Annotated in this window: 14 protein-coding genes; 10 read left to right on the top strand and 4 right to left on the bottom strand. The window is 35.2% G+C overall.

Annotation, left to right across the window (positions count from 1 at the left end; genetic code table 11):
* Positions 1-26: 26 nt before the first annotated feature.
* The 3 genes from pgi to lon all read right to left on the bottom strand — a co-directional run bounded on the left by pgi (position 27) and on the right by lon (position 4,613).
* A complete protein-coding gene (pgi, locus tag NOV28_RS07770) occupies positions 27-1,667 on the bottom strand; it encodes a glucose-6-phosphate isomerase (RefSeq protein ID WP_255929404.1) in 1,641 nt (546 codons plus the stop codon).
* Positions 1,668-1,772: 105 nt separating this feature from the next.
* Positions 1,773-2,153, bottom strand: a complete 381-nt coding sequence (locus tag NOV28_RS07765; RefSeq protein WP_255929402.1) for a DoxX family membrane protein — start codon at positions 2,151-2,153, stop codon at positions 1,773-1,775.
* A gap of 54 nt (positions 2,154-2,207) precedes the next feature.
* A complete protein-coding gene (lon, locus tag NOV28_RS07760) occupies positions 2,208-4,613 on the bottom strand; it encodes an endopeptidase La (RefSeq protein WP_255929400.1) in 2,406 nt (801 codons plus the stop codon).
* A gap of 237 nt (positions 4,614-4,850) precedes the next feature.
* Here lon and NOV28_RS07755 point away from each other — a divergent pair, with 237 nt between their 5' ends.
* The 10 genes from NOV28_RS07755 to serS all read left to right on the top strand — a co-directional run bounded on the left by NOV28_RS07755 (position 4,851) and on the right by serS (position 16,288).
* The gene (locus NOV28_RS07755; protein ID WP_255929398.1) at positions 4,851-6,998 is read left to right on the top strand and encodes a peptidylprolyl isomerase; all 2,148 of its coding nucleotides are present in this window, start codon (positions 4,851-4,853) and stop codon (positions 6,996-6,998) included.
* Between the two features lie 132 nt (positions 6,999-7,130).
* Positions 7,131-8,081, top strand: coding sequence for an MlaD family protein (locus NOV28_RS07750; protein WP_255929396.1), 951 nt, complete (start codon positions 7,131-7,133; stop codon positions 8,079-8,081).
* Between the two features lie 19 nt (positions 8,082-8,100).
* Positions 8,101-9,432, top strand: coding sequence for a 4Fe-4S dicluster domain-containing protein (locus NOV28_RS07745; protein WP_255929394.1), 1,332 nt, complete (start codon positions 8,101-8,103; stop codon positions 9,430-9,432).
* Positions 9,433-9,501: 69 nt separating this feature from the next.
* The gene (locus NOV28_RS07740) at positions 9,502-10,287 is read left to right on the top strand and encodes a (Fe-S)-binding protein (RefSeq protein WP_255929392.1); all 786 of its coding nucleotides are present in this window, start codon (positions 9,502-9,504) and stop codon (positions 10,285-10,287) included.
* A gap of 45 nt (positions 10,288-10,332) precedes the next feature.
* Positions 10,333-11,460 carry a hypothetical protein gene (locus NOV28_RS07735; RefSeq protein ID WP_255929390.1) on the top strand — a complete coding sequence of 376 codons (1,128 nt, stop codon included), beginning with the start codon at positions 10,333-10,335 and terminating at the stop codon, positions 11,458-11,460.
* A gap of 22 nt (positions 11,461-11,482) precedes the next feature.
* Complete coding sequence (locus NOV28_RS07730; RefSeq protein ID WP_255929388.1) at positions 11,483-11,974, top strand: hypothetical protein; 492 nt, start codon at positions 11,483-11,485, stop codon at positions 11,972-11,974.
* Positions 11,975-12,018: 44 nt separating this feature from the next.
* On the top strand, positions 12,019-13,149 hold the full coding sequence (locus NOV28_RS07725) for a glycosyltransferase (RefSeq protein ID WP_255929386.1): 1,131 nt from the start codon (positions 12,019-12,021) through the stop codon (positions 13,147-13,149).
* Positions 13,150-14,427: an MATE family efflux transporter gene (locus tag NOV28_RS07720; protein ID WP_255929384.1), complete on the top strand. Its 1,278-nt coding sequence runs from the start codon at positions 13,150-13,152 to the stop codon at positions 14,425-14,427.
* Positions 14,428-14,442: 15 nt separating this feature from the next.
* Positions 14,443-14,940, top strand: coding sequence for a hypothetical protein (locus NOV28_RS07715; RefSeq protein WP_255929382.1), 498 nt, complete (start codon positions 14,443-14,445; stop codon positions 14,938-14,940).
* Between the two features lie 79 nt (positions 14,941-15,019).
* The gene (gene serS / locus NOV28_RS07710) at positions 15,020-16,288 is read left to right on the top strand and encodes a serine--tRNA ligase (protein WP_255929380.1); all 1,269 of its coding nucleotides are present in this window, start codon (positions 15,020-15,022) and stop codon (positions 16,286-16,288) included.
* Positions 16,289-16,336: 48 nt separating this feature from the next.
* Here the strand turns inward: serS and NOV28_RS07705 are convergent, their stop codons facing one another.
* Positions 16,337-17,125 carry a hypothetical protein gene (locus tag NOV28_RS07705; RefSeq protein ID WP_255929378.1) on the bottom strand — a complete coding sequence of 263 codons (789 nt, stop codon included), beginning with the start codon at positions 17,123-17,125 and terminating at the stop codon, positions 16,337-16,339.
* Between the last annotated feature and the right edge of the window lie 20 nt (positions 17,126-17,145).

Below are 17,145 nucleotides of genomic sequence, written 5' to 3'. Positions count from 1 at the left end.
TATTTTTACTTTTTATTGATTTCAGATTATTTATTTTCCTTAAAATAATTCATCAAACCATTGGTAGAAGAATCGTGGGATGTTACAACTGCTTCATTTTCAAGCTCTGAAAGTACTTTTCCTGCTAAAACTTTTCCTAATTCTACTCCAAATTGATCAAAACTGAAAACATTCCAAATTACACCTTGAACAAAGATTTTATGTTCATAAAGTGCAATTAATTGACCTAATGAAAATGGAGTTAATTCGTTGAATAACAGTGAATTTGTTGGAGTGTTTCCGTGGAAGACTTTATAATTTACCAAATGGTTATATTCTTCTTCTTTTTTGCCTTGATTTTCAAATTCTGCAACAACTTCTTCCTCGGTTTTTCCAAATGCTAAAGCTTCAGTTTGTGCAAAAAAGTTCGCCAAAAGTTTTTCCTGATGATCAGAAACCGGATTGCAAGATTTCACATAAGCAATAAAATCTGCCGGAATCAGCTCAGTTCCTTGGTGAATCAGTTGATAAAATGCGTGTTGACCATTAGTTCCCGGTTCTCCCCAAATAATTGGACCGGTTTCGTAATCCACAAATTCGCCGTTTCTGTCCACACATTTTCCATTACTTTCCATATCGCCTTGTTGAAGATAGGCCGGAAAACGATCTAAATATTGTGAATATGGCAAAATTGCATACGTTGCAGAATTAAAGAAATTTCGATACCAAACTCCCAAAAGCGCCATCAATACAGGAATATTTTCCTTGAAATCCGCAGTTTGAAAATGAACATCAGTGTCGTGTGCGCCTTTCAGTAATTGCTCGAAATTTTCGTAACCTACGGCTAGAGAGATGCTTAAACCGATCGCGCTCCAAAGCGAATATCTTCCGCCAACCCAATCCCAAAATTCGAAAATGTTTTCTTCTGCGATTCCGAAGCTTTTAACTGATTGAATATTAGTTGATAAAGCCACAAAATGTTTTGCGACATCTTCTTGTTTTCCGGATTTTAGAAACCAATTTTTTGCTGTTTCTGCATTGGTCATCGTTTCTTGAGTGGTAAAAGTTTTCGAAGCGATGATGAAAAGGGTAGTTTCCGGATTGAGGTTTTTCACAACTTCTGCGATGTGATTTCCATCGACATTTGATACGAAATGCACATTTAATCGGGTTTTGAAGTGTTTCAAAGCCGAGCAAACCATCACCGGACCAAGATCAGATCCACCGATTCCGATATTGACAACATCGGTGATTTCCTTGCCTGAAAATCCTTTGTGTTCTCCCGAAATTATTTTTTCAGAAAAGGTTTTCATTTGGTTCAGAACTTTTTCAATTCCTGGTTTTATGTTTTTGCCATCAATCAAAATTTCTTTGCCTGAAAAATCTCTTAAAGCTGTATGTAGAACTGCTCTTCCTTCGGTTTCATTGATTTTATCTCCAGAAAACATTTTGTCGATTGAAGATTTCAGTTCGCATTCTTCTGCTAATTTTATTAATAATTCAAAAGTTTCGTCATTAATAAGGTTTTTAGAAAAATCGAATAAATAATTCGGGCGTACTCTTGAAAATTGATGAAAACGCTCCGGGTTGTTTTGGAAAAGGGAACGAAGATCAAAATCGGTGTCAGCAAAATGTTGGTTTAAAGCTTTCCACGCGGAAGTTTGGGTAGGATTTATTTTTGGTAACATATGTTTTTAATGAAAAATGAGAATTAAAACGCCACAAATTTACGGAAAAATAAAAACCTCCGGAAAATCCGAAGGTGAAGTTTGTTGTTTATCTTAAATTTAATATTAACTGAAAATGGCTTTTAGCTTTTCTTTGTTATCAAAAAGTAACCAAATATTGATGACAAGCATTACTAAACCCACTCCGATACCACTTCCGGAAGGCGCAACGGTGAAGTTGTGCGTGATAATACCGACCATCACCGGTAAAAGAACGATGGCGCCCAAAGTTCTTGTTTTGGGGTAAAGTACTAAAATACCGCCGATTATTTCGGTAATCCCTATTAATGGCATTAACCAAGGAATCTGCATGAATGCTGTTCCTACTTTCTGCATTTCTTCAGGCATGTTTTCCGGCATCGGCATATAGTGGAAAAATTTGTCGAGTCCAGCATTGATGAACATTAACGCGAAAAGCGAGAATAAAATGAGTTTTACAATTTTCATAATAAAGTTTTTAATTGAAAATAAAATTACTTATTTTATTTGTTCCTTTTAAAATTATTTTTCAATCGCCAGCTCAATTACTTCGCTCATTCGGTTTACGTAATTGATTTTCAAGGTTTTTAAATAATCTTTTTTAATTTCTTCCACGTCTTTTCTGTTGGCTTCACACAAGATGATTTCAGTGATTCCTGCTCTTGCTGCAGCCAATAATTTTTCTTTAATTCCGCCTACTGGAAGTACTTTCCCGCGAAGGGTGATTTCGCCGGTCATCGCAAGGTGAGATTTTACCTTTTTGTTTTTAAAACTTGAAACAATCGAAGTAAGCATCGCGATTCCTGCAGATGGACCGTCTTTTGGCGTCGCGCCTTCCGGAACGTGAACGTGAATGTTTTTTTTCTGAATATCTTCTGAAGAAATTCCCAATTCATCGTGCTTAGCTTTGATGTATTCCAATGCGATGGTTGCGGATTCTTTCATTACCGTTCCCAGATTTCCCGTCATCGAAAGATTTCCTTTCCCTTCACTTAGAATACTTTCGATAAAAAGAATATCTCCACCAACTTGAGTCCATGCCAAACCGGTTACTACACCGGGAACGCCGGTGATTTCGGATAAACTTTTTGGTCTCGGAACACCCAAAATTTCATCAATTTTATCTATAGTGATTTTCGGATTGTATTCATTTTCCAAAGCAGTTTGCAAAGCCACCCATCTCGCGACGGAAGCAATTTGCTTTTCCAAACCGCGCACGCCACTTTCGGAGGTGTGGGCATCAATAATATGTTTCAGTTCTGGATTTCCGAGTTTGAAAGATTTTGTGTCAAGTCCGTTTTCTTCCTGTTGTTTTTTAATCAAATGCCTTTTGGCAATTTCTACTTTTTCTTCCAAAGTATAACCAGCTATTTCAATGATTTCCATTCGATCCAGCAAAGGTCTTTGTACGGTTGAAAGCGAGTTTGCAGTTGCGATAAACATTACTTTAGAAAGATCGTAACCCATCTCCAAGAAATTGTCGTAGAACGAATTATTCTGTTCAGGATCGAGAACTTCGAGCAATGCGGAACTTGGATCTCCGTGAATTCCCTGTCCGATTTTATCAATTTCATCCAAAACAATCACCGGATTGGAGGTGCCGGCTTTTTTTATGGATTGCAAAATTCTACCCGCCATCGCTCCGATATAAGTTTTTCTGTGTCCTCGGATTTCGGATTCATCATGCAAACCACCTAAAGAAACTCTTACATATTTTCTCCCAAGTGCGTCTGCAACGGATTTTCCGAGTGAAGTTTTACCAACTCCCGGAGGACCTACCAAACATAAAATTGGAGATTTCATGTTGTTTTTGAGTTTCAGAACAGCCATGTGTTCTAAAATTCTTTTCTTAATATCTTCTAATCCAAAATGTGCTTTGTCGAGAACTTTTTCGGCTTTACTAATGTCGAAAATGTCTTTCGAATAAGATTCCCAAGGAAGTTCGGTGAAAAAATCGAGGTAATTTCGCTGAACATTATAGTCGGGCGAATTCGGATTTTGTCGCTGAAGGCGGTTGATTTCTTTTTGGAAATGATTTTCGACTTCTTCGCTCCAATTTAATTTTTTTGCTTTTTGCAAAAGTTCTTCAACATCGGATTCTGGTCCGCCGCCAAGTTCTTCCTGAATGGCGCGCATTTGCTGGTTTAGGAAATATTCTCTTTGGCTTTTGTCCAGTTCTCGATTGGTTTTCTGATGAATTTGGTTGCGAAGTTCCAGTTTTCTGAAATCATTATGCATCAGTTCGTAGCATTTCTGCGCGCGATTCATCAAGTGTTTTTCTTCCAGAAGTTTTTGCTTTTCTGCGGGAGAAAAATTCGCATTTGTGCAGATAAAGTTGAGCAAATCTTCGTTGTCGCTCATGTTTTTGATGGCGAAATTTGCTGCATTTGGGATATTTGGATCCAAATCCACAATTTTTAAAGCTAAATCTTTAATGTTTTCTAAAAGCGCAGCATATTCTTCAGTTTTTTTAGAATTAACCTCTTTAAGTTTGGAGATTTCCGCTTTAAAATAAGGTTTGGATTCAGTGAATTTTTTAACGGTAAATCTCTGGAATCCACGAGTAATTGCTGTGACATTACCTTCAGGAAGTTTAATGATTTTGATAATCTTTGCTAAAGTACCGGTTTTGTACAGATCATTCTCTGTAGGATTTTCAATGCTTGAATTATTCTGGCTGATAATCCCGATCAATTCATTGTTTTTCTGGGCATCTTCCAAGAGTTTTATCGATTTTTCGCGGCCTGCAGTGATGGGAATAACCACTTTTGGGAACATCACCATATTTCTTACCGGTAAAATCGGGAAAATTTTTTGTTCTGTATTCTGGGAGGCTTCCATCACATCAGCGATATTTATTTCCTCAGCTACAATACTGAAACCATCATCCATCATTTCATCAAAATTGAGGTCGTCAAATTCTGTCATAATATTAGTAAATGACAAATTGTCATTTTATTTTAATCGATTAATAAGCAAATTAAAAGTTTTGCTCTGAAACTCCCTAAAATAATTAGGTGCATGTAATTTCACAAGCATTGTGCCATTAGATAATTTGGACAAAATTTCCTTTTTTGGTAAAAATTATTTTTAAAAGGATTAATTTTTTTCTTAATCTGTTAAAAATGTGTATTTTCGCACACTGATAAAAATTATATAAATAAAATGGCAGTTTTAGGACAGATTAGAAACAGACCTTGGCTTTTGATGGGAATTATCGCATTGGCGATGTTGGCTTTCGTAGTAAATCCAGATAGTTTAGAGAAGCTGTTTGGTGCAAATCCAGGTGTTTTCGGAAAAGTAAATGGAGAAGAAATTTCAAAAGAAGATTTTGATGATCAACTTTTCATGCTTCAGCAACAGGCTCAACAACAAGGCCAACCAACCAAAGGTTTGGAAGAGCAAGCTTGGCAAATGTTGGTGCAATCCAAATTAATCAAACAACAGTTTGAAAAAATGGGTCTTACATTGACTGATGAAATGTTCTGGAATCAGCTTCAGTATGATCCTATGTTTGCACAAAATCCTGATAACTTTGATGCTAAAGGCAATTTTAAAAGTCAGGAAATAAAAAAACAAATCGAAGAACTGAAAAACAGCGGAAATGTGGAAATGTATAACAATTGGTTGAAAACAAAAAAATCAATTGAATACAGAATGATGGCGAGACAGCTTTTTGCAAACGTTTCTACCGGAATTACCGTGAGCAAAAAAGAAGCGGAGGAAATGATGAAGCAAAGAGATCAGCTTGCTAATATCGATTATGTAAAAGTTGATTATAACGCTTACGCACAGAAAAATCCAATAAAAGTTTCTACACAGGATTTGGAAAATTATATCAAAGCACACCCGATCATGTTCAAAAGAGATGCGAGCAGAAACATAGGTGTTGTATATTTCCCAGCTGCAGCAAGCGCGACTGACGATGCTGCGACTCTTGCAGAAATCAACAAACTTTATGCACAAGGAACCGAAATGAGTGGAGGAAAAGAAAATTTCCAAAACACAGCTAACGATTCAATGTTTGTGGCGTTAAATTCGGATATGCCTTTCAATCCTCAGTATTTTTCTGCAAACCAACTTCCTGCAGGAATTAAAGACAAAGTAGCAACGGCAAGTCCTGGAACAACTTTCGGACCTTATAAAGAACAAAATTTCTATGTTGTTTCTAAATTATTAGACAAAAAAACTTCAGATTCTACGCTTTCAAAACATATTTTGATTGCTTACAAAGGAGCTGAGCGTTCTACCGCAACCAGAACTCAAGCTGAAGCGAAAAAAATCGCAGAAGATTTATTGGCTCAAATCAAAGCAAATCCAGCAAAATTTGCTGAAGGTTTAAAACTTTCTGACGAACCCAACGCAGTAGAAAGAAACGGAAGTGTAGGTTGGACAACTCCTGAAACTCCTTTCGCTCCAGGATATTTACAGTTCCTTGCTTCTAACGCAAAAGGGACTACAGGAATAGCAGAAACGCCTTTCGGTTATCATATCATCAATATTGAAGATAAAAAATCGGGAGCGATGACTTATAAAATTGCCAACCTTGTGAAAGCAATTAAAGCATCCGACAAGACAGAAAATGAAGTTTATACAAAAGCAACCAAATTCATTCAGCAAGTACAAGGAAAATCCTTTAATGATTTTGCTAATGTCGCTAAGAAAAACAACTATCAATTCTTCAATCCGAAAGAAGTTGGCCGTTTCCAAGGACAATTGCCAGGTTTAGGAACTGATAAAGATGAAGAAATCATCGCTTGGGCTTTTGACAAAAAACGTAAAAAAGGAGATACTGATATTTTCACTGTAGACGGAACTGGTGACAGAGTCATTGTATATCTAAATGGAGTACAAGATGCAGGAACTGCCGATGCAGAAGCGGTAAGAGAGCAAATTGAACCGATGGTGATGAATAAATTAATCGCTAAACAAATTTCAGATAAAATCGTTGCTGCGAAAGCTACTTCACTAGATCAAATTGCGAAATTGTTTTCAACTGGGAAACAATCTGCACAAGTGAATATGTTGAGCCCACAACTTGCGGGAGCTATGGAACCTAAAGTTGCCGGAGCAGCATTCGGTGTTGCAAAAGGAAAACTTTCGAATCCTGTAGAAGGTGCAACCGGAGTTTATGTTTTGGTGAAAAAATCTGAAACTATCAATAAACAACAGGGAGACATTAAACAAATTGCTCAATCTATTGCTGGTCAAAACGCACAACAATTTGGTCAGGCTTTACTGAAAAGTCTTCAGGATAACGCCAAAATCAAAGACTACCGAATTGAAGTTTACAATAAGGCAGCACAACAGTAATTCATTTACTTAATCAATTATACCAAAAAGCGACCTCAAAACGGGTCGCTTTTTGGTATCTATAAGCAGAGGCACAGAAATTGTGTTTCATTAAAATGTATTATATTTGTTCATTAAAAAAAATAAAGCAGAGTGAAGTTCTCAAAAGAAATAAAAGCAGGATTAATCGCACTTTTGGCGATCGTAGGGTTTGTAGTTTTATTCCAATTTATGAAAGGCAAAAGCCTTTTTACTACCGATAATATATTTTATGCAAAATTTGACAATGTAGAAGGTTTGGAAGCTTCTAATCCATTGTCAATCAACGGTTTAAAAGTTGGTCAAGTAGATCAGATTATTCCTGTTACCGAAAAAGATGGTAAAATCCATTTTGTCGTAAAGGTTACTGTTGACGATAATTTTGAATTTGCAAAAAAATCAACTCTCGAAATTTTCGAGCCGGGATTAATGTCAGGAAAACAAATGCGTGTGAATCTCGCTTATGGTGGGGAAATGGCAAAAGATGGTGATACTTTAGCAGGCGCTTTCACCTTATCGATGATGAATAATATCTCTTCTCAAGTAGGTCCGGTTAAAGATCAATTGCAAGTTGTTTTAAAACGTGTAGATTCTCTAACCAATAATGCAAATCAGATCTTAAATGATCAAAACAAAGCTGAAATAAGAGCTTTGCTACTAAATCTCAACCGAACTGTAGCCTCTTTCGAAGGAACATCTCGACAAACTAATGCTTTGCTAGCTAACAATGATCCACGTGTTCAGAAAGTTCTCGATAATGCCAATTTAGCAACAATTAGTGCTAAAACCACGATTGATAAATACGGAAAGGTTGCAGAACAAGTGGATGTACAAAAGCTGAATAATACTATTGATAAGCTCAGTTTGACTGCAGACAAATTAAATGGTGTTATTTCCGGCATACAGAATGGCGAAGGATCGCTTGGTAAATTGACAAAAGATGAAGAACTTTACAGAAATCTAAACGAATCCTCACAAAATTTGAATAAATTGATTCTTGATTTAAAAGAAAACCCGAAGAGATACCTCAATTTCTCAGTTTTTGGGAAAAACAATTCCAACTAAAGACTAAAAACCTTTCAATATGCAATATATTGACAATATCATCTTCCTTATTGCCCTCATCGCAGGTTTTGGACTTTTTTTTAAAAGTTTAAAAGAAATTTACCGCAACATCAAACTCGGAAGAGCCATCGACCGTACTGATAATCCGTCCGAAAGATGGAAAACCATGGGAAAAGTTGCGCTCGGACAGAGCAAAATGACAAAACGCCCAATTGCAGGGTTTTTACACATTTTGGTTTATGTGGGTTTTGTGATCATTAATATTGAATTATTAGAAATTATTGTCGACGGAATTTTCGGTACACACCGTTTTCTTTCCTCTATTTTAGGACATTCTTTATACGCAGTTTTCACTTCAATTTTGGAAGTTTTAGCACTTTTAGTTGTGTTTGCTGTTGTTGTGTTTTTTATTCGAAGAAATTTCTATGGCGTGAAAAGACTCAATATGAAAGAGCTTTTCGGTTGGCCAAAAAATGACGCAAACTGGATTTTGATTATCGAATTTGCCTTAATGATGGCTTTCTTTAAAATGAATGCTGCCGATTGGGTTCTTCAACAAAGAGGTGTTCTTGCTGAACACGGAAGTTTCCCGATTTCATCAAATATTTTAGGTCCAATTTTCGAAAATTTCAGCGATAATACTTTACTTTTTACTGAAAGAGCAGCTTGGTGGTTTCACTTTATCGGAATTCTTTTCTTCATGAATTACCTTTATTATTCGAAACATTTGCACATTATTTTAGCTTTTCCAAATACTTGGTTTGCTAATTTAAAACCAAAAGGGCAGTTTAATAATCTGGATTCTGTGACCAAAGAAATTAAGTTGATGATGGATCCCAACGCCGATCCTTATGCCACTCCTGCAGAAGCCGATCCGAACGCTGTCCCCGATAAATTCGGAGCTGATGATATTTTTGATTTGAATCAGGTTCAGTTGCTGAATGCTTATTCTTGCACCGAATGCGGAAGATGTACAGCGGTTTGTCCGGCAAATATTACAGGTAAAAAACTTTCTCCAAGAAAAATCATGATGGCGACCCGCGATAGAATTGAAGAGGTAGGCAAAAACATCAATAAGAACGGAAAATATGTAGATGATGGCAAAAAATTGCTTGATAATCATATCTCCAGAGAAGAACTTTGGGCGTGTACAACTTGTAATGCATGTGTAGAAGCTTGTCCGGTTTTGATCGATCCGTTATCGATTATTTTTGAAATGCGCAGATTCTTGGTGATGGAACAGTCTTCAGCTCCGCAGGAATTAAACCTGATGATGACCAATATTGAAAACAATGCTGCACCATGGCAATACAACCAATCCGATAGATTAAATTGGGCAAAAGAGAATTAATGTAACAATGTAAAAATATAACAATGTAACAACTATTGCTAGACTGGTACATCGTTAAATTATTAAATTATGGATTTCACAATAAAAACAATGGCAGAATATGCTGCCGAAGGAAAAGCACCAGAAGTTTTATTTTTCGTTGGTTGCGCAGGAAGTTTTGATGATAGAGCAAAGAAAATCACCAAAGCATTCTGCAAAATTTTAAATAAAGTAGGGGTGGAGTTTGCTGTTCTTGGGCAAGAGGAATCCTGCAACGGTGATCCTGCAAAACGTGCCGGAAACGAGTTCATTTTCCAAATGATGGCGCTTACCAATATCGAAATCATGAATGCTTATGAGGTGAAAAGAATCGTAACTTCGTGTCCGCATTGTTTCAATATTATTAAAAATGAATATCCAAGTTTAGGTGGTAAATATGAAGTGATGCACCACACCCAATTCCTTAAAAAATTGATGGAAGAAGGTAGATTAAAAATCGAAGGTGGCAGTTTTAAAGGTAAAAAAATCACTTTCCACGATCCTTGCTATCTCGGAAGAGGCAATGGCGAATATGAAGCACCAAGAATGCTCCTCGAAAAATTGGATGCAGAATTGGTAGAAATGAAGCGTTGTAAATCCAACGGACTTTGTTGTGGAGCAGGTGGAGCGCAGATGTTCAAAGAACCCGAAAAAGGCAATAAAGATATCAACGTAGAACGTACCGAAGAAGCATTAACTGAAAGTCCTAACATCATCGCAACTGGTTGCCCATTCTGCAACACCATGATGACCGATGGAGTGAAACATTTCAACAAAAACAATGAAGTTGCTGTAAAAGATATTGTGGAACTACTTACGGAAGCTGAGGATTTGTAAGGTTGTACTCACTTTTGGAATAAAAACATTTACAATTACTCAAACGTGAACATAAAGTACATTGTATCTTATCTGTTTCTCTTTGTACTCGGCGTTTTAACGTTTTCTTGTTACCAAAACAGAGTTTACGATTGGGATATGCCTGGTTATTTGGGGAGTATTTATACTTGGGATTACCCGAAAAACCCCGAATATGTTCATGAATTGGTTTATAGTTCAATAAAAAAAGAAGCGTCTCCAGAAGAATATCATGATATCATTGCTTATAATGAAGCCAATAAGGTTTTCGAGAAAAACTATAAAGCTTTTAGTGAGCAATTGCCTTATTATCAAATCAAAATAGGATACAATACGGTTGTTTATTTTTTCTATAAATTAGGGGTTTCTGGGCCCCACGCAGTGTTTTTACTCAATATTTTTTCTTTCTTTTTTTGTGGAGTTCTGCTCTTTTATTTATTTCGTTATTTCTTTCCGAAAAATCAGCTTTTAGCAGCGTTTTTGAGCCTTTTTTTGATGTGGTTTCCGGCTGTGAGAAGTATGGCAGAGAACCCAACACCAGATATTTTTCTATTGGTTTTCATGCTTTTATTTGTCATCAATGTTATCCAAAATAGAAATCAGGTTTGGAGATATATTTTTTTGCTTTGTTGCGTTTTAATTCGGCCAGATTTTATTTTATTCGCTCTTACTTACCTTTTCGTGGCTTTCGTGTATGATTATTTGAAACAAGATAAAAAAATAGGATTCCATTTTGTTGTACAAGGTTTTTTATTAATAATGATTTACTTTTTTATCATAAAATTTTATCATTATCCGGGTTGGAAAGATGTGTTTTATGACACTTTTATTTACAGACGACCAATAATTTCCGCTCAAAAAGCAGAGTTTACTTTCGCGGAATATCGTGATTTCATTATTCTGAAATTAATCAATTTTAAAAAAGTTACCCTTATTTCACTCTTCCTTTTAGGAGCGATTTTTTATTTTTCAAAAGATTTGTGGATAAGGATTTTTGCAACATTGATTTTTGTAAATATTTACATTAAGTTTATATTTTTTCCACAAGGCGGAACTTTAAGGTTTTTTATTGGGTTTGTGATGATTCTATTTATTGTTTTCTTATATGCGATGAGCAAAAAATCTGAAGAAAACAAACTCAAGAAAATTGCGTAATTTTATCCTTTAAAAAAAAAGAATGAAAATAGAAGAATCAAATATAGTAGAAACCAGTGATTATAGAGTAATTATTTACCCTGCATCACGACCTTTCACTCCGAAAGAAAGCAAAATAATCACCGAAAAATTATACGATTTTCTTGCGACTTGGGCAGCACACGGAAAACCACTTTCTTCATCTTTTAAAATTGAAAAAAATCAATTTATCGTAATTTGTGTTGACGAAGAAAAAGAAGCCGCTTCTGGATGCAGTATTGATGCTTTAGGACAAGTAATGAGAGAATTGGATTCGGAATTTGAATTGGGATTATTTGATAGAATGAAAGCCAGTTTCGTTGAAAATGGTGAAATTAAGACTATGAAATTACAAGATTTCCGAAAAGGCTTAAAAGAAAAAACAATTTCCACCGATATTGAAGTGTTCGACTTTTCGAAGAATTCTTATGTGGCATTTTTAAGCGATTTTCTATTACCATTACACCGGAGCTGGGCGGGAATTTATATTGATTAGTTAGAATTATCATAAAAATTTTTCAACGAATCAAATGAAGACTTATGTCAAAAATTCTATTTCTTACTTCTTCGCATCGGTTTGATGATGACAGAATATTTTTTCACCAAGCGAAAGAGCTTCTAAAACAAGGTTTTTCGATAAAAATATGCAGTCTAAGTGCGGAGTTTTCCGGTGAAAAAGAAGGAATCCAAATCGAATCTTTTTCCATCCTCGAAACTTCGATTCAGAATAAAATTCAAACATTTAAGAAGGTTATAAATTCATTTGATCCGGATCTAATAATATGCTCAGAACCGATTGCGGTAATTGCAACAAAAGATTTCGCGAAAAGGAAAAACATTCATGTAGTTTATGATATTACTGAGTGGTATCCTTCGATGAGGATGGTAGAAAGATTTTCTTTCCCGATGAATTTGGTGCACGCGGTGAAGTTTTTTTTAGTACAATTGTATGCCGGATTTTTGAGTTCTCATTATATTTTTGGTGAGGAAACCAAGAAGTTTCCGTTGGCTTATTTTTTTCCTTTCAAAAAGAAATTAATTTCTCCTTATTATCCTGATGATGTTTATATTCATCAGAATATCAAAAAGTTAGATCCGAATAAAATTACACTTTGCTATACCGGACAATTTTCTGAAGAAAAAGGAATTGGAAATTTCTTCGAAGTAATTGATAGTTTAAGTGAAAAAAAGACGGAATTAGAGATTTCAATTTTGTTAGTTGGTGGTGCTAGAAAGGAAAAAGACGAACAATATTTCCAGAAACTCTTATCAAAATATCAATTTCCGAACATTACCATTACAAAGTCAACTTCTTTTGAAAGTTTCACGTCATCGTATGCTGATGCTGATATTTGTTTTGATTTAAGAAGTTTAAATTTCGAGAATCATCACTGTCTTCCCATCAAGATTTTTTATTATATCGCATCTGGAAAACCGGTGATTTATACTGATTTGAAGGCCACTAGAATACACATGGATGTTTCTAAATTTGGGCATTTAGTTGATCCAAAAGATGCAAACGCCATTTCGGATTATATTATAAAATATATAGAAAATCCTGAGATTTATTCTACTCACGCACATCAAGCAAGAGTGGAATATGAGAAGAGATATAATTGGAATGCGATAAAAAATGATTTTGTAGATTTCATTAAAAAGGCAATTAAATAAATGAAGCAATATGCGGTTTTGAAGACTTTTTTGTCTCGCCTTTTTATTCTGTTGCTTAATTTCGGTTTGGTGATTTACAGCACCAATATGTGGGGCAGCGAAGGAAAAGGAGTGATTTCTATTGTCGTAGCCGACCTTACCATCATCAGTTTTTTTGCTAATATTTTCGTTGGAAGCAGCGTTTCTTACTTTGCTTCAAAATACAAAACCGAAGAAATTCTGCCATTTGCTTATTTATGGTCAATCGTTATTGGGCTTTTGGTTCCGATTATTATTGGATTTTATCATACCATTGAATATTCCAATTATTTAATAGCTCTCAGTGTTTTGTCGTCGCTTTTAGCTACGAATGTCAATTTATTTGTAGGGCAAAAAAACATCCAACTTTTCAATATATACACAGTTTTACAGCAGGTTTGCCATGTTTTATTCATCATTATCATTGTCTATTTCGTCAAAATAACTTCTGTTGACGCGTATTTTATTGGACAAATTATCTGTTTCGGTGTTTTATTTTTGGCAAGTACCATACAGGTTCTGAAGAAATGTAACATTTCGCAGATTAAATTTTCCAAGGAAGTTCGCAATAAATTATTTGATTATGGTTGGAAATCACAGCTGAGCGCTTTTCTTCAATTTCTGAATTACCGGCTTTCGTTTTATTTTCTTGAGTTTTTCAAAGGAATGACCAGTGTGGGAATTTTTTCAGTCGGGATTGCATTGTCAGAAGCAATTTGGATGGTTAGCAGAAGCCTTTCCATCGTGCTTTATGCAGATTTGGTTAATAATGATAATCACAATGAAGCCATCGAAAAAACAAAAGTAAATCTGAAAATCAGCTTTTTAATTACATTATTATTTTTAGTAATTATTCTTTTGATTCCGGCTAGTGTTTTTTCTTTTATTTTTGGTAAAGATTTTACTCAAACTAAAGAAATTATGATTCTTCTTTCACCGGGAATTTTGGCTATTGCTGTAAGTAATATTATTGGATATTATTTTGCGGGAATTAATAAACTGAAAATTTTGAATATTAAATCTTTGGTTGGGCTGGTTTTTACGATTGTTGCTTCGTTTTATGTAATTCCAAGATGGGGAATTCGAGGAGCATGTATTGTTACAACGATTTCTTATTGTTTATCTTCAGGACTTTTATTTTGGCGGTTTTATCAGATAACAGAGTTTCATTTTATTGATTTTTTGTTCTCTAAAAAAGAAATTAATTTACTTTTCAATCATTTTTTTAAAACCAATTCTAGTACTAAGCTCTCAAAATAATTTACCTTTGTCTTCATGAAAAATTTTTTTTTCTTATCTGTAGTTGCTTTTTTTGCGTTTCTTTCTTGTCGGAGCGACGATGTCGAAGTGCAGCAAATTGATCAGATTATTCAGCTTTATATTGATTCTGCGGGACAAGATATGTTGAATACCAATCTGAAAAATGGCTATACCAACATCAAAATGAATGATGTGTACGGAATTACCGATAGTGCACCGGTGAGTTTTAACCAGAAAAAAGACACGGATACAATAAATTATATCGAATATTTAGCCGGTGCAAAGAGAATTGCTATTGATTCTACGGCTTCTAATAAAATTTACGAGTCTAAAATTGCTTTGTCGATGACAAAAAAAATCAACGATTCTGTCAATTATTCAATAAATGACACGATGGTTGTGCAGTATAATTCCTCGCCACAGCTTTTTCAGGTGGCCAAAGTTTGGTACAACGGTGAACTTAAATTTACCAAAGTACAAGATCAGCCGAACATCGTAAAAATCGTGAAATAATCACTAAATTTGTGCTCAATCGATAATTAGGTCATCCGACCGGTTATTAAAATCATAATCATCCAATTTTCAACCCGATATGTTACAGGTTAATTTTTTGCGCGAAAACAAAGAACGCGTTTTGCAAGGTTTACAGAAAAGAAATTTCAAACAATTAGATTTGGTTGATGAAGCCATTTCTACCGATGACGAAAGAAAAAAAATCCAGTTCGAGCTCGATCAAAACTTGGCCGAGATGAACAAAATTTCGAAAGAAATTGGAATTCTCATGAAAGAAGGAACAAAAGAAGAAGCCGAAGTCGCGAAATCTAAAACCGCAGCATTCAAAGAAAATTCGCAAAACCTTCAACAGAAACTAAAAGAATCGGAGACCAAACTTCAGGATATTTTATACTTAATTCCCAATATTCCTTACGAAAAAGTAGTTGCAGGAACTTCTGCGGATGACAACGAAATCGTTTACCAATCTCATGATGTGGAAGGTTTGGGAGAAGGTGCAATTCCGCATTGGGAACTTGCAAAAAAATACAATTTAATTGACTTTGAACTCGGTGTGAAAATTGCCGGAGCAGGTTTCCCTGTTTATTTTGGGAAAGGAGCAAGACTGCAGAGATCTTTGGTGCAATATTTTTTAGATAAAAATACCGATGCCGGTTATTTGGAAGTGAATCCGCCTCATGTAGTGAACGAAGCTTCAGGTTACGGAACAGGGCAACTTCCTGATAAAGAAGGGCAAATGTATTTCGTGAACGAAGATAATTTATATTTAATTCCAACGGCTGAGGTTCCGGTAACCAATTTGTACCGTGATGTTTTGTTGGATGAGAAAGATTTACCAATAAAAAATACCGCATTTTCACAATGTTACCGAAGAGAAGCTGGAAGCTACGGCGCTCATGTTCGTGGTTTGAACCGTTTGCATCAATTCGAAAAAGTGGAAATCGTACGTTTGGAAAAACCTGAAAATTCCTATGCAGCTTTGGAAGAAATGGTGGAACATGTAAAATCAATTTTGATTGATTTAGAATTGCCATTTAGAATTTTGAGACTTTGTGGCGGCGATATGGGATTCACTTCAGCGATGACTTACGATTTTGAAGTGTGGAGTGCAGCACAAGAAAAATGGTTGGAAGTTTCTTCTGTTACCAATTTTGAAACTTTCCAAGCAAATCGTTTGAAATGCCGTTTCAAAAGAGAAGGAAAAACCCAGTTGGTTCATACTCTGAATGGTTCTGCGATGGCTTTACCGAGAATTATGGCAGCACTTTTGGAAAATAACCAAACTGAAAACGGAATTCGTATTCCTGAAAAAATTGCTGCTTATACCAGATTTGAGTTAATTGATTAACTTACTGAATGAAGAATTAAAAAAGCCGCCAAAACAGGTGGCTTTTCCTTATTCGGTAGTAATGATGATTTTCTTGTCTTTATAAGTAAGATTTTTTCCATTATCCAACAACTCATTGCTTCTTACATTGATTTGGATTGTTTTATCATCGATCTGTTTTACAAAATCATGTTTTCCAACAATTGATTTTATGGGCTTCTGAAATTTTAAAGTATTCGTAAGATTCATATTAAACATTTTCATCATCCCAATCATCCCTTGTGTCATTTGTTTGCCATACGCAGCTATAGAATCGCTTTTCGTTTTTGGTGCAGAGTCTTGGGAGTTTGCAGTGTTTTTACTTATCTCATTTAAAAATTCAGTAGCGTTCAGCTTTTCAGTATCAATGGTTAGAATATTGCCGTTCCAATTTGCAAAATTCTGAAGAGGAAGGCTTTTTAGTTGTTTGCTTTGCGAAAGAAGAGAAGCTATTTCACCGGGCAATAGTTTGTCATATTTCAATGAAAGTCCATATACTTCTCCTTTATCTTTATTAAGCTTCAGAAAAAGTTTTTTCAACACTTTTGCAGAGTCTTGGTTTACAGTAATTTTTCCTGTTTTCTGTAGATCGTATAGGCTTTTCCAATCTGTGGTAAGACTACTTAGTTCCTTAGAATTTTGTAATATTTGGGTTTTATCGCCCATCGTATTCATCATTCCCAGCATTGCTTGATCCAATAAAATATTAGATTCCATACTGGTGGCTGCGTCTTTATAATAAGTAGTTTCAGTATTTACGGAACATGATTGTATTGTCCCAATTGCGACTGCACATAACCAAACCTTAATTGTGTTCATATTTGTTGTTTTGAATTCTT

The sequence above is a fragment of the Kaistella montana genome (assembly GCF_024436175.1).
GTDB lineage: Bacteria > Bacteroidota > Bacteroidia > Flavobacteriales > Weeksellaceae > Kaistella > Kaistella montana.
Note: the sequence above shows the minus strand (reverse complement) of the source record. Positions and strands in the feature narration are given on the sequence as shown.

What these genes read in the sequence shown, in the direction of transcription:
- pgi (WP_255929404.1), bottom strand. Translation starts at nt 1,667, where the DNA reads ATGTTACCAAAAATAAATCCTACCCAAACTTCCGCGTGGAAAGCTTTA.
- NOV28_RS07730 (WP_255929388.1), top strand. Translation starts at nt 11,483, where the DNA reads ATGAAAATAGAAGAATCAAATATAGTAGAAACCAGTGATTATAGAGTA.
- NOV28_RS07720 (WP_255929384.1), top strand. Translation starts at nt 13,150, where the DNA reads ATGAAGCAATATGCGGTTTTGAAGACTTTTTTGTCTCGCCTTTTTATT.
- NOV28_RS07745 (WP_255929394.1), top strand. Translation starts at nt 8,101, where the DNA reads ATGCAATATATTGACAATATCATCTTCCTTATTGCCCTCATCGCAGGT.
- serS (WP_255929380.1), top strand. Translation starts at nt 15,020, where the DNA reads ATGTTACAGGTTAATTTTTTGCGCGAAAACAAAGAACGCGTTTTGCAA.
- NOV28_RS07755 (WP_255929398.1), top strand. Translation starts at nt 4,851, where the DNA reads ATGGCAGTTTTAGGACAGATTAGAAACAGACCTTGGCTTTTGATGGGA.
- NOV28_RS07740 (WP_255929392.1), top strand. Translation starts at nt 9,502, where the DNA reads ATGGATTTCACAATAAAAACAATGGCAGAATATGCTGCCGAAGGAAAA.
- lon (WP_255929400.1), bottom strand. Translation starts at nt 4,613, where the DNA reads ATGACAGAATTTGACGACCTCAATTTTGATGAAATGATGGATGATGGT.
- NOV28_RS07705 (WP_255929378.1), bottom strand. Translation starts at nt 17,125, where the DNA reads ATGAACACAATTAAGGTTTGGTTATGTGCAGTCGCAATTGGGACAATA.
- NOV28_RS07715 (WP_255929382.1), top strand. Translation starts at nt 14,443, where the DNA reads ATGAAAAATTTTTTTTTCTTATCTGTAGTTGCTTTTTTTGCGTTTCTT.
- NOV28_RS07725 (WP_255929386.1), top strand. Translation starts at nt 12,019, where the DNA reads ATGTCAAAAATTCTATTTCTTACTTCTTCGCATCGGTTTGATGATGAC.
- NOV28_RS07765 (WP_255929402.1), bottom strand. Translation starts at nt 2,153, where the DNA reads ATGAAAATTGTAAAACTCATTTTATTCTCGCTTTTCGCGTTAATGTTC.